Annotated in this window: 11 protein-coding genes; 6 read left to right on the top strand and 5 right to left on the bottom strand. The window is 58.9% G+C overall.

What is annotated here, in order from left to right; all coding sequences use genetic code 11:
- The first annotated feature begins 81 nt into the window (after positions 1 to 81).
- Positions 82 to 351 (top strand): hypothetical protein, encoded by a 270-nt coding sequence (locus QLG10_RS03520; protein WP_248678362.1) that lies wholly within the window; start codon positions 82 to 84, stop codon positions 349 to 351.
- A 69-nt stretch (positions 352 to 420) separates the two neighbouring features.
- Here QLG10_RS03520 and QLG10_RS03515 read toward each other — a convergent pair whose 3' ends face one another.
- Positions 421 to 600, bottom strand: a complete 180-nt coding sequence (locus QLG10_RS03515) for a hypothetical protein (RefSeq protein WP_248678361.1) — start codon at positions 598 to 600, stop codon at positions 421 to 423.
- Positions 601 to 750: 150 nt separating this feature from the next.
- Between QLG10_RS03515 and QLG10_RS03510 the strand changes: the two genes are divergently transcribed.
- Positions 751 to 954 carry a hypothetical protein gene (locus tag QLG10_RS03510; RefSeq protein ID WP_033044641.1) on the top strand — a complete coding sequence of 68 codons (204 nt, stop codon included), beginning with the start codon at positions 751 to 753 and terminating at the stop codon, positions 952 to 954.
- Between the two features lie 326 nt (positions 955 to 1280).
- On the opposite strand, the gene QLG10_RS03505 is transcribed toward QLG10_RS03510, so the two are convergent.
- Positions 1281 to 2960, bottom strand: a complete 1680-nt coding sequence (locus QLG10_RS03505; protein WP_282485527.1) for an arylsulfatase — start codon at positions 2958 to 2960, stop codon at positions 1281 to 1283.
- Between the two features lie 281 nt (positions 2961 to 3241).
- Between QLG10_RS03505 and QLG10_RS03500 the strand changes: the two genes are divergently transcribed.
- A complete protein-coding gene (locus QLG10_RS03500; protein WP_248678359.1) occupies positions 3242 to 4252 on the top strand; it encodes an AraC family transcriptional regulator in 1011 nt (336 codons plus the stop codon).
- Between the two features lie 74 nt (positions 4253 to 4326).
- On the opposite strand, the gene QLG10_RS03495 is transcribed toward QLG10_RS03500, so the two are convergent.
- Together QLG10_RS03495 and pobA are read right to left on the bottom strand one after the other, a co-directional pair.
- Positions 4327 to 5604: an OprD family porin gene (locus QLG10_RS03495; protein ID WP_110753812.1), complete on the bottom strand. Its 1278-nt coding sequence runs from the start codon at positions 5602 to 5604 to the stop codon at positions 4327 to 4329.
- Positions 5605 to 5729: 125 nt separating this feature from the next.
- A complete protein-coding gene (pobA, locus tag QLG10_RS03490; RefSeq protein ID WP_110753814.1) occupies positions 5730 to 6917 on the bottom strand; it encodes a 4-hydroxybenzoate 3-monooxygenase in 1188 nt (395 codons plus the stop codon).
- Between the two features lie 202 nt (positions 6918 to 7119).
- Between pobA and QLG10_RS03485 the strand changes: the two genes are divergently transcribed.
- Complete coding sequence (locus QLG10_RS03485) at positions 7120 to 8004, top strand: helix-turn-helix domain-containing protein (protein ID WP_110753816.1); 885 nt, start codon at positions 7120 to 7122, stop codon at positions 8002 to 8004.
- 202 nt (positions 8005 to 8206) lie between these two features.
- Entirely contained in the window at positions 8207 to 9142 is a 936-nt protein-coding gene (locus QLG10_RS03480) for a transporter (RefSeq protein ID WP_110753818.1), read from the top strand.
- 63 nt (positions 9143 to 9205) lie between these two features.
- On the opposite strand, the gene QLG10_RS03475 is transcribed toward QLG10_RS03480, so the two are convergent.
- On the bottom strand, positions 9206 to 11053 hold the full coding sequence (locus QLG10_RS03475) for a sigma-54-dependent Fis family transcriptional regulator (RefSeq protein ID WP_110753820.1): 1848 nt from the start codon (positions 11051 to 11053) through the stop codon (positions 9206 to 9208).
- A gap of 345 nt (positions 11054 to 11398) precedes the next feature.
- On the opposite strand from QLG10_RS03475, the gene pchA reads away from it, so the two are divergent.
- Positions 11399 to 12883, top strand: a complete 1485-nt coding sequence (pchA, locus tag QLG10_RS03470) for a 4-hydroxybenzaldehyde dehydrogenase (RefSeq protein ID WP_282485526.1) — start codon at positions 11399 to 11401, stop codon at positions 12881 to 12883.
- The last annotated feature ends 35 nt before the right edge of the window (positions 12884 to 12918 follow it).

Raw genomic sequence — 12918 nt, 5'->3', positions numbered from 1 at the left:
TCCAAAGCCCGGCACTCGCGATGCGCCGCTGTCTCTCATGTAAAAGCACGGACATCCCGCGCCTCAGAACGGAGAGCCAGCATGGACATTGACGAAAATGCACTGGGCAACATGTCACAGCAGGACGTAACGCGTACAACGGACAACGAAACCGGCCACGATCCCCGCAAAGATCAGCCGCAGGTGCCGCTGCCGCCGAACGATGAAGCGCCTGTCGATGACGATATGACAGATGTGGCGGTCAATAACTCGGTGTCGAGCGAGCATCCGCAAGCAGGCACAAGCGCTCAGGACGAAAATGACATGGAGGCTCGCGGCTTACCCGCGAGCGACCCTGAATCAGGTGCCTGAATCAGTCAGGTTCATTCCAGTTGCCCGCTCAGTGCGGGCTTTCTTTTTTCTCGAATTTACCTGCCATGATCAGTCGTCTTCTTGATCTATCTGATCCAGATAGTCAAGGTCATCATCCTCTTCTTCTTCATCTTCTTCATCGTCAAGAATGCCTTGAGCGTCTTGTTCAACCCATGCTTCTTCATCGTGGAATTCATGATCGAGCAGATGGTCGTGCTCGGGTTCTGGAATATCAATCTCATCGCTCATCTACATTTCCTGCATTGGCTGAACTGCGCATAGGGTACTGTAACTGCTGCAGCGCCTGTAACGGCGCGTTCGATGATCGCCAACCATTGCTCACTTGTTTTTGTCAGGATGATTGCGCATTGTCATTCCATCACTTCAGAAATATTGAGCATGTCAAAGAAGCAGCAGACAAACACCCCTCCAGCCACCGCTGCGGATATTGAACGATCTATCCAGGCCCTGAACAAAATGGCTGAACGACTATGGGGAGATGGCCGGGAAGCTGAGGCCAAAGCCCTTCTCGATGCCCTGGACGCCTTAAACCGGGCGCTCGACCGAATCAGGATTGGAGAGAGTCGCAAGACGCTCCATTGAGAGAACGCCGGGCTTCACGTGATGGCCACACTCCCGTCACGCCTTCGTAACACTTGGCAAGCACACTGCAGTCAGCCAAAGGGATTTGGCCACATGATTGGAAAGCCCGACCCAGTGTCGGGCTTTTTCTTTTGCGGTGAGATGATCGTTCCCGGCGGCATTCCCACGCAGAGCGTCGGAACGATCAGATCCCGGACAGACCTGCAATCAGGTCGACTGTCAAGCCGCCTCGCTCTGGCTTTTGATTTTCTCCCCCTACTTGCCGGTATTGCCATTGTTCAGTTTCACGTTGTCGCCGCTCACATAGCGGGTTTCAGGGCACCCTCTCACTTGAAACAATATTCATAGAGGCACGTCTCGAACCCATACTTGAGGTCGAACTTGCCATCGAGCACGTTGTTTTCATTCGCGTACTGCTCCCACGCAACCAACATTTCCTTCATTTTTACCGGCTCGGCCTGGGACAGGTCGCGGCTTTCGGTAGGGTCGGTCTTGAGGTTGTACAGCTGCCAGTTGGCGGTGCCGTAAGGTGGGTTGACCAGGGTGATTTTCCAATCGCCCTTGCGCAGCGCCTTGCGGCCGAACAATTCCCAGCCAATCTGACGTTCGGCCATTGCTTGACCTTCCAGCAACGGGCGCATGCTCTTGCCACTGATGGTTTGCACCGGGCGGCCGTGGAATGTTCTGCCCAGTGGCGGTACGCCGGCGAGGTCCAGCAAGGTCGGCATCAGGTCCATCACATGGACCATGTCTTTATTGACGGTGCCTTGCAGGTGGGTCTTTTTCAGCATTTTCGCGCTGATGATCGCCGGCGCACGAATTCCGCCCTCGTTGGTGAAGCCCTTGAACAGTGGGTACGGAGTGGAACTGACTTGGGCCCACTGTGCGCCATAGTCGGCATACGAGCCTTTGTGACCGAGATTCTTCAGGCTGTTATCGAACTCGCTGGCGAACCACTCCTTGTTGCCTGGCAGGTCAAGCGGGCTGTTGCCGTCGGCACCGTTGTCGGAGATAAACACAATGAAGGTGTTATCCAGCTTGCCGGTTTTCTCCAGGTACTGGAGCAGTCGACCGATGTGATAGTCCATGTTGGACACCATCGCCGCATAGATCTCCATGTTGCGCGCCTCACGTTTTCGCTGCTCATCGCTCAACTGGCTCCAGTCTGGAAGCCCCTTGGCCATGGGTGTGTTGGCCGTCGTATCCGCCGCGACGATACCCAGCTGTTTCTGGCGCTCCAGGCGTGCCTGGCGGATCGGTTCATAGCCTGCGTCGTATCGGCCCTTGTATTTATCCAGCCAGTCATCCGGAGCATGCAGCGGCCAATGCGGGGCGGTATAGGACAAGACGGCCATGAACGGCTTGTTGCTGGCTTTGTCGGCTTCGATGTAGTCAATCAGCCGATTGGTGTAGAACTCACTGGAATAGAACCCCTTGGGCACTTCCACCTGTTTGCCGTCTTCGCGATAAATCGCTTTCGGGTCTTTCGCGATGATGGCGTGCTGGTCATCGAAATGACTGGCGCCGCCTTGTACCAGAATGAAGGAGCGGTCAAAACCACGTGCCTTCGGGCTGGTTTCTTCGGTGCGACCCAGGTGCCACTTACCGGTGGTATAAGTGTTGTAGCCCGCGTCCTGAAGCACTTGCCCGACCGTGACCATGCGTTCGTTCAAGTAACCTTCGTAGCCAGGCCTGCCTTGCTGGAACGGCTGAAGCAGCTCGCCCATGTTGCCCAGGCCAGCCACGTGGCTGTCGGCACCGGAGAGCATCATCGACCGAGTCGGCGAACAGGTGGGGGCCGTATGGAAGTTGCCCAGGCGCACACCGTCCCGGGCAAGCGAGTCAAGGCTCGGGGTGCTGATTTCACCGCCGAAACTGCCCAGGTCGCTGTAACCCAGGTCATCGGCGACAATTATCAGGAAGTTCGGGCGCTCGTCTGCGGCCATGGCTGCGGGGCTGCAAACGGCAACCATCAGGACAAGCATCAGATGGGTCATCCAGCTCATACGGGCGGTTCCTCAGTTGTTATTATTGGTTGAGCCAGGAGTATGCAGAGGGCCTGACGCGGGCCGCTAACGCGGTTGCGCAAGCGCTTATCCAGCCGCGCCGTTATTTGCCCCGACAGCTAGGGAACCGGTCAGCCGTCGTTCATCATCCCTGCATTGGCGGGGGCACGGGACACCCGCTGTCGAGCCTGTTGTCCATGTACCGCAACAACAGCACCGTTGATACAGCACTCATTAACCAGACGGGGCAACCCGGACAAACAAGAATAAAGGTTACGCTGATGAATACGCCCTCTATCAGCGGCCCGCCTCCTTCAAGGAGCGAGGCCTGCCATGCCAGGAATATTCCGTTTGCAGCGGAACCGATACTGCGCTCGCGCAATATCGAAGATGCCGAGGCGCTGCTCAACAACCATCTTGAAGAACGTCGGATCAGCCTCGGAAGACAAGGAACCCTGGACATTGCTTTCACCTTGCAGACCTTGCCGCAGATGAAGTTGTTCGGGGCGCAATGGGGCGGTGAGGTGCGCGTGAGCTCCAGCCCCTTGAACAGCTGGCATGGGATTTTACCCTTGCAAGGTACGATCAGCAGTCGACCCGATGGCCTGCAAGCCAATGGCGGAGAGCTTCTGGTATTCAGTCCTGGGCATGAGGTGGATGTCATCTGGCATGAAGGGGCCAAGGCGATCGTCATTGCCCTGGATGCTGCATTACTGCTCGATCACCTGGAGCGCCACCATCAGACCCACGAGCTGCGGCTCCCGACCCGGACACTGTTGTTCGATAGCAACCATCGCGCCCTGCAGAGCCTTGGCAGCTTGCTGCGCCTGGTGGACAGCGAAACCGGCAACGCCTCGGGGCTGCTGGCAAACCCAACCAGCCAGTCTCATGTGCAGCACCTGTTTTGCGAGAACCTGCTGCAACTGATCCCCAGCTTGCATACGGAGCCACAACGTCGCCTCTTGCCGGGCACCGTGAAACGGGTGGTCGATTTTATTCATGCCCATCTCGACCAGCCACTGGACATCACGCAGCTGGTAGCCATCAGCGGTACCAGCCGACGCAGCCTGGAACAGGCGTTTCGCAATGGCCTGGGCACCAGCCCGCAACGCTATATCCAGAGTTGCCGGCTACAGGCGATTCGCAAAATACTGCTGAGGCACCAACCGGGAGACCTGCAGTTATCAGCGCTGGCGTTTCACTGGGGTTTTGCGCAACCCAGCCACTTCACCGCGGCCTACAAGCAGGCCTTTGGTGAGTTGCCATCGCAGACACTGGCCAGGCCGGCGTGAGGTTTTTCGTCGATTGCGTCCATACGTAGTCATGTCGGCCAGGTCGCTCCAGGCAGAGCGACCGCCACCATGACCTACCAGAATTTCCAGGTATAGGTGGTCATCACTCGGTTTTCATCATAGTCATTGCCATGCTTGAACTGGGCGTTGATGTTCCGCCATTCCATGCCCACATTCTTCAAGGGCCCACTCTGGATCACATACGCCAGAAACAGATCCCGCTCGCTTTCAGCGCTGTCGCTGAGGTCCCCACCGCGATCGATGCCCGTGCCGCGCAGGTAACGGGTGGTCAAGGTCAAGCCGGGCACGCCCATGGCCGCGAAATCATAGTCGTATCGCGCCTGCCAGGAACTCTCGTTGGGTTTGATGAAGGCCACGGCCGACCAGTTCACCAGATAAGGCTGCGGAGCGAAGCCATTCAGGGTCGGGAACGTGCTGTCACCCAACATGCGTTGATAACCCACGCCAACACCATGCCCTCCCTTCTTCAAGGTAATCATGGCGCCATAGGAGTGGTTGTCGATTTCGCCGTACAGGGCCTGACCCGCTTCCTTGTTGTTGAAGTAGCGCAAATCGGTCTTCAGGCGATAGCCGCCACCCAGGTCCGAGTTGAGCGTGAGGCCCAGGTAATGTTGCCGGTAAATATCCTCCAGCTGCCCGTAAAAGTAGCTGGCCGAAAGGTTGGGACCGAAGGCGTAGGTGGCACCGGCAAAGTCCAGTCCGTCGCTGGTGTAGCGCGGCCCGCCTGGTTTGGTGAACAGGTACATCTTTTCCCTGTTGGAGGATTCACGGCTGCTGATCTCGGTGAATCGCCCGCCAGTCAGGGTCAGGTTGTCTATCTCGTTGGACTTGACCAGTACACCATGGAAGGTCGTCACCAACTGCCGTGAGTCGTCCTGGAAGGCCACCGGCAACGTCGGCCGATGTTCACCGACTTTCAGCTCGGTCTTCGAAAAGCGAACTTTGCCGGTCAGTGCCGCCCGGCCGTAATCCTTGGCCTGCTCCCGGCTGCTTTGGCTATAGGGCAAGACACTGTCCGGACCACGACCGCCGCCACCGTCAAGGCGATAGGCGTATTGCGCGGCCGCATCGAGACCGAACGCCAGCGGACCCTGGGTGTAACCGGAGGTAAAGCGCAGATCAAAACCCTGGCTCCAACTACCATCGCGCGATGTTCTCGGGTTATCGCCCTTGAAGTCGCGGTCGACATAAAAGTTGCGCAATCCCAGGTTCATCTGGCTGTCTTCGACAAAGTCAGCTTGCGCAGCCAACGGCATCATCACGCCAATCAGCCCCATGGCCTTCAGGTTTTTTGCAGCAGAGTAAGCGGACCGCGGCACAGCCGCGTGCATAGGATTCATGGACACCTCTACACATTTTTATTGTTGTTGTAGAGGTTCAGTATCCGCAGTCAGCCCACAGGCCGTTATCGTCTGCGCGTGACGACTAGCTGCGCAGCGCAGGTATTGCAGGTGTTCTACTCGATAGCTTCGTAGGGCAGCCCCACGTAGTTTTCGGCAATGTTGACCAAGCCTGCGTGGGAGTTGAAGAAATACTCGCGGTCGGCCTGCTGCATCTTCTGGTCCCACGCGTCCTTGTGCTCGCCGAAGTCGTGCAGCAGGTTGGTCATGAACCAGCTGAAACGCTCTCCCTTCCAGACACGACGCAGTGCCAGCTCGGAGTATTTTTCCAGCAGGTCGGTACGCCCCTCCCGGTACACCTTGACCAGGATGCGATACAGGTAGGACACGTCCGAGGCGGCCAGATTCAAGCCCTTGGCACCGGTTGGCGGCACGATGTGGGCGGCGTCGCCGAGCAGGAACAACTTGCCGTACTGCATCGGCTCGACCACGTAGCTGCGCAGCGGCGCGATGCTTTTCTCCAGCGAAGGGCCGGTCACCAGCTTGTCCGCCACTTCGTGCGGCAGACGTGCCTTGAGTTCACCCCAGAAACGCTCATCGGACCATTCTTCGACCTTGTCGGTTAACGGCACTTGCAGGTAGTAACGGCTGCGGGTCAGCGAGCGTTGACTGCACAACACGAAACCCCGGTCGTGGTGGGCGTAGATCAACTCGTGGTTGACCGGTGGCGTGTCGGACAGCAGTCCCAGCCAGCCGAAGGGATATACGCGCTCGTAGTGGGTAAGCACCTCGGCAGGAATGCTCTTGCGGGCGACCCCGTGGAAGCCGTCGCAACCGGCGATGTAGTCGCAGTCGATTCGGTGGGTTTGGCCATCTTTCTCGTAGGTGACGTAGGGGCTGTCGCCCTTCATGTCGTGGGGCTGCACGTTTTCGACCGAATAGATGATCGGGGCACCCAGGGCGCTACGGGCCTCCATCAGATCGCGCGTGACTTCGGTCTGCCCATAGACCATGACAGTCTTGCCACCGGTCAATGTCTTGAGGTCGACATGAATACGCTTGCCGGCCACCAGCAACTCGACGCCCTCGTGGACCAGGCCTTCGGCATCCATGCGTTCGGATACACCCGCTTCGCGCAGCAGGTCGACGGTGCCTTGCTCCAGCACCCCGGCACGAATTCGGCTGAGGACATAGTCCGGTGTCTGGCGTTCGACGATGACGTTGTCGATACCGGCGTTATGCAGTAATTGGCCGAGCAGGAGTCCGGAAGGACCAGCACCGATAATAGCAACCTGAGTTTTCATTATTTTAATCTCTGATAGGCGATCACCAACCGCTTGCAAATGGCGGTCGGATTATTTTTTTTGTTTACCTCCTGCATTTTTACTGATGAAACATGCAATAAAAGGTGATTTTTCGGGATAAAATTGCACTTTTACAAATTTGGTTCGATTATCGAACGACCACACACACTGTGCATTTCCGTCCTCAAGGGTGCCGAACACGATGAAAAACAGTGTCAATAACATCCCGGTGTTCAAGCTGTATGGTGAAAACAAGGCGTGGTCCACCCCGGACTTGCTGCACTGTGAATCCATACCCAAACGCAGCAGCCTGCACCATTGGGAGATCAAGCCGCACCGCCATGCCGACCTGTTCCAGTTGCTCTATGTGCAACGCGGCCAGGCCGTGGTCGAGATCGAGGGCAAGCGCAGTGACGTACTGGAAGCGGCCATCCAGGTGATTCCCCCGCTGACCGTGCATGGTTTTCAGTTCTCGGAAAAAATCGAGGGTTATGTGCTCACCCTCGGCGCGCCACTGGTGGCCAAACTGGAGTCGCAACTGGGCGCGCCGTTGACCGTCCTGGCGTCTTGCGGGTGCTACCCGGTTGGGCGAGATCGTCGTTACATCAACACCCTGTTTGCCGCCCTGCTTGAAGAATACGAAAGCAGCGCACCGGCGCGCGATGTGCTGATGCACTCATTGGTCAGTGTGCTGATGGTCTGGACCAGCCGCCACAGTCAACTCAGCACGCCGCCGAGCAATCGTGGCGAACGCGACCAGCACTTGCTCAGCCGCTTTATCAAGTTGGTAGAGCAGCATTACCGCGAGCATCTGTCGGTGGAGGTGTTCGCTCAGCGCATCGGTGTCTCCAGCGTGCACCTGAACACCCTGTGCCGCGAACTGGCCGGGCAAACCGCGCTGCAGATCATTCACCAGCGCCTGCTGCTGGAAGCCAAGCGTAATCTGACGTACACCAACATGAGCATCAACCAGTTGTCCGACAGCCTGGGCTTCAGTGACCCGACCTATTTTTCACGCTTCTTTCGCCGTCTCGCTGGCCAGACACCGAATACCTTCCGCCACGGCATCGAGCAAAGCGGCGCGTGAACCGTCACGAACTTTGCGCACTCAGTCGAATTTTCTTAACAAGAAGCGTCACAGGTCGCGGCAACCATTAGCAACGACAATCCATCTTATTGATTTAAAAGGAATAATAATAAAATCCAAGCTGGCACAATAGTTGAGTATGGACAACCTTGCGCAGGCAACAACTGCGGTTCACCACTCATAACAATAAGGTTGTCCTCCCATGCATCACAGACTCCCCCGTTGCACGCCCCTTTCGCTCAGCGCAGCCCTGTTGTTGGCCGGCAGCGCCTCACTGGCCCAGGCTACCGAAGGCGGTGTGTCGTCCTGGCCGCTGGGCATTGAAATCTACGGCATGGGTATCCTGCCGCCGCCTGGCACCTACGGTCAGGTTTTCGTCGGCGACTACCTGGCCGATACCCTTCGCGACAACGCGGGCGACAAGGTGGCTGACATCGACCTGCGCGTCACCACCATTGTGCCTCGGTTCATCTGGGTCACCGAACAGCAGGTCCTGGGTGGCAGCCTGGGTTTCCACGCCTTGCTACCGCTCAATGACATGCGGCTGAACATCAAGAACGGCCCGCACGACCACAAGCGCGGCATCGGCGACGCTCACCTCGGCCCGGTGGTCGGGTTCCACCACAGTGACAAGTTCCACACCGCGGTGGGTATCGACTTCGTTCTGCCCACCGCCAGCGAATATGACAAGAACGACCTGATCAACCTCGGCACCAACTATTACACCGCACAAGCGGTGTATGCCATGACCTACATGGACCCCGAGGGTCTCAACGCCGATGTGCGCCTGATGTACGATTACAACTTCGAAAACCAGGACACCCACTATCAGTCCGGCCGCGAGCTGCACGCCGACTACACCCTTGGCTGGGGTTTGGGCAATGGCTGGGTCCTCGGCGTCGGTGGCCACGCTTACAAGCAGGTGAGCGATGACCAGTGCAGCGCTTCCCACTGCGCCGCCGCCGCCCAGGTCGATGCCGCCGATGGCAATCGCGGCAGCTCCTTCTCCATCGGCCCGGCCGTGCAATACGCCAGCCGGGACGGCTGGTTCCTCAGCGCCAAATGGCAGGATGAATCCGGTGTACGCAACCGTACCGATGGCCAGGCCTATTGGCTGAAGTTCACTGTCCCGCTCTGAGACTGTCGCCCACAAAAATGCCCCGTGAGCATCGAGCCCCGGGGCATTGGGTTCAGCCCGGTACTAGCTTCCCTTGAGACGATAGCTGACCTGGGCGCGACTCATGCCAAGCATCTGCGCCGCCGCGGTGATGTTGCCACCGGAGCGTTCCATGGCCAGGCGTACCAGGTGCAGTTCGATTTCCGCCAAGGGTGTATTGAGCACCCGTTGGCTTCCGGAAACGAAGGCCTGCAGACCTTCCAATACCGGCTCGCGTAGTGCGTCTGTGGTACCGCCCTCTTCGAGGGGAGACCCTGCCTTGCCGGCCCCCTCATCACGGCGTTCGCCAGCCGACAAGCGCCCCTCTGGCGTCAGGCCGATGGCCATTGCCATCAACGGCGCGCCAATCTCGGCCAGATGCACGATGTCAATGACCTCGCCATCACCGGCGGATATCACGCCACGCTCGATCAGGTTCTGCAGTTCACGAATATTGCCGGGAAACCGGTAAGTCAGCAGTGCGTTGACCAGTCTGGTGCTGAAGCCCGCCAGCCGACGTCCGTGGCGCTGGCTGAAATGACGCAGGAAGTAGCTCATCAGCAGGGGAATATCTTCGCGGCGCTCGCGCAACGGTGGCAGATGAATAGGGAACACATTCAGTCGATAGAACAAGTCTTCACGAAAACGTCCCGCCTCAACTTCGCGACGCAGGTCCAGGTTAGTCGCGGCGATGACCCGTACATCCACCCGGATCGGCGCCGTGCCACCGACGCGCTCGATTTCACCTTCCTGCAAGGCACGCAAAATCTTGCTCTGCGCACTGAAGCTCAACGTCGCTATTTCGTCGAGGAACAGCGTCCCGCCATGGGCCCGTTCGAAACGACCGGGACGCGAACGCTCAGCACCGGTAAAGGCACCACGCTCGACTCCGAACAGTTCGGCCTCCACCAGGTTTTCCGGCAAGGTCGCGCAGTTGAGCGCCACCAGCGGCTTGTGCTGCCTCGAACTGGATTGGTACAGCGAGCGGGCGAACAACTCTTTGCCGACCCCTGATTCTCCGGTCAACAACACCGTCGCCTGGGTCGGTGCGACGCGTTGCAGCAATTGAGTGGCAACCACGAACGCCGCCGAAATGCCCACCAGCGGTTTGCCATCGGCGGGCTCCTCCAGTTCGGCAACGGTGGTTTCGGTGCCCGAGGCGTAAGTGCTGCGACTGAGGAAGTCGCTCGGGTCCAGATACGCCAGGTCGGCATCGATGTCGTCCCACTGATCGGCCGGTTTGCCAACGATACGGCAGGCCGGATGCCCCATCGAGCGGCACTCCTGCTCGCGAAAGACGACCAGGCGGCCGAGCAACGACGAGGCGTAACCGCTGGCATAACCGATCTCCATCCAACAGGCCGGTTCGCCGCCCAGGCCATAGGCTGCAATGTGCTCGTCGTCTTCGAGTGAGTTGTGCCAGAGGAACTCGGAATAGAAGTGACCAACGCCCGAGTCGATTTCGAAGCGCACCACCTCGACATTGACCATGCCTTCGAGCATGTGCAGCCGTGGACCGGCGCTGTACAGGCTGGTGTCATCACCGTCCGGCCATTGCTCGCTGACCTGGGCAGCGTCACGCGCGCCGGCTTGCCAGCCGATACGCGTAAGCAGGCCACGTGCCTTGTCGAACCCCAGCGCCTCGATCAGCTCGCGGCGGATGGCCCCGAACGCAGAACCTTGCAGCAGCATCATGCGCTGGCCACACAACCACACGCTGCCATCTTGAGGAGCGAAGGCCACCGTTTCCGCCAACTGCTCAGCGGTGGGAAAGCCGCTGCTGCCGAACTGGCTGGCGCGGTCGACGATCAGGCGCTTCTGCCGGCCAAGCATCTGCTTGAGAAAATCCTCACCGGCAGAGCGACCAGTCTTGGTGTGCGTAGTACGAGTCATGGGCAGTCAACAAGAGGCAGGTAGGTAACCTGTGAGTATGCCCCGCCCTCCAGCGGGGTCAATCCGCTAGCGATCGACTCCACGACTCCTTGTCGTCCGTCTGCTCGATAACCGCACAGTTTCTGGTGACGCCCACTTAGGCGTCGAGCTTTCAACAGCGTGCGATTTTCTCTGCATAAATTTGCGCACAACGGCCTTCCAGTCGGCGCCAGAGGCAGGATTCAGCGCGACCACAATGTAACTTAACCTATTGTTTATTAAGGAAAATCACCCAACAAACAGACATGGCACGATAAATGTTAACAGGCACCTCTGCACATAAATAAAAAAAGAGGTGACCTCGTCATGACCACTACCCCTTTCGTTCGCCCTGCCTACCACAACCTTGAATTGCAGCCACTCGCCGGACAATGGCGCGCCGGCAGCGCCGGTCGAACGTTGGACGTGTTCGACCCTTTCACTCAGACACGCTTGCTGCAGATCACCCAGGCCAATCGCGAAGACCTCGATGCCGCCTACCGCAAGGCGCGCGTCACTCAGCTCGATTGGGCCACCAAAGGGCCGGCCGAACGGGGCCAGGTGCTGCTCAACGCGGTGAAAATCTTCGACGAGCGTCGTGAAGAAATCATCGACTGGATCATCCGCGAGTCCGGCAGTACGCGCATCAAGGCGCAGATCGAATGGGGCGCCGCGCGCGCCATCACCCTGGAGTCAGCCAGCCTGCCCAGCCGCGTGCATGGGCGCATTCTTGCCTCCAACATCCCCGGCAAGGAAAGCCGCGTCTACCGAACTCCCCTGGGTGTGATCGGTGTGATCAGCCCGTGGAATTTCCCCTTGCACCTGACCGCACGTTCCCTCGCACCGGCCCTGGCGCTGGGCAACGCCGTAGTGGTCAAGCCGGCCAGCGACACCCCCGTCACCGGCGGCCTGTTGCTGGCGCGCATCTTCGAGGAAGCCGGCTTGCCATCTGGCGTGCTCAGTGTCGTCGTCGGCTCCGGCGCGGAAATCGGCGACGCCTTTGTCGAGCACCCGGTCCCGGCGTTCATCTCCTTCACCGGCTCGACCCAGGTCGGCCGCAACATCGGCCGCATCGCCAGCGGCGGTGAGCATCTGAAACACGTTGCCCTGGAACTGGGTGGAAACAGTCCGTTCGTGGTCCTGGCCGATGCCGACGTCGAACAGGCCGTCAGTGCCGCCGTGGTGGGCAAATTCCTCCACCAGGGGCAAATCTGCATGGCGATAAACCGCATCATCGTCGAACAGCCGCTGCTGGAAACCTTCACCCGGCGATTCGTCGAGCGAGTCAAGGCGCTGCCCTACGGCGACCCGAACAAAGCTGAAACGGTGATAGGCCCGGTGATCAACAGCAAGCAAATGGCGGGCCTGCAAGAGAAGATCGCCACGGCCCAAGCCGAAGGCGCCACGCTGCTGGTCGGCGGTGAAGCCGACGGCAACGTCCTGCCGCCGCACGTGTTCGGCAACGTCACCGCCGACATGGACATCGCCCATGAAGAAATCTTTGGCCCTCTGGTCGGCATTCAGTCTGCCCGGGACGCCGAGCATGCCCTGGAACTGGCCAACAGCAGCGAATACGGACTCTCCAGCGCCGTATTCACCTCCAGCCTGGAGCGCGGCGTGCAGTTCGCCCGACGCATCCACGCCGGTATGACCCACGTCAACGACATCCCGGTCAATGACGAACCCAATGCGCCGTTCGGCGGTGAGAAGAACTCCGGTCTCGGTCGCTTCAACGGCGACTGGGCGATCGACGAGTTCACCACTGACCACTGGATCACCTTGCAACATGCGCCAAGGGCGTATCCGTTCTGAGCTGCATGAAGCCTCCCATGAACCCACCTGCCAAT

It is taken from the genome of Pseudomonas sp. V98_8, assembly GCF_029967975.1.
In the GTDB taxonomy this organism is placed as follows: Bacteria; Pseudomonadota; Gammaproteobacteria; order Pseudomonadales; family Pseudomonadaceae; genus Aquipseudomonas; species Aquipseudomonas umsongensis.
This window is presented reverse-complemented; position numbering and strand designations above follow the sequence as displayed.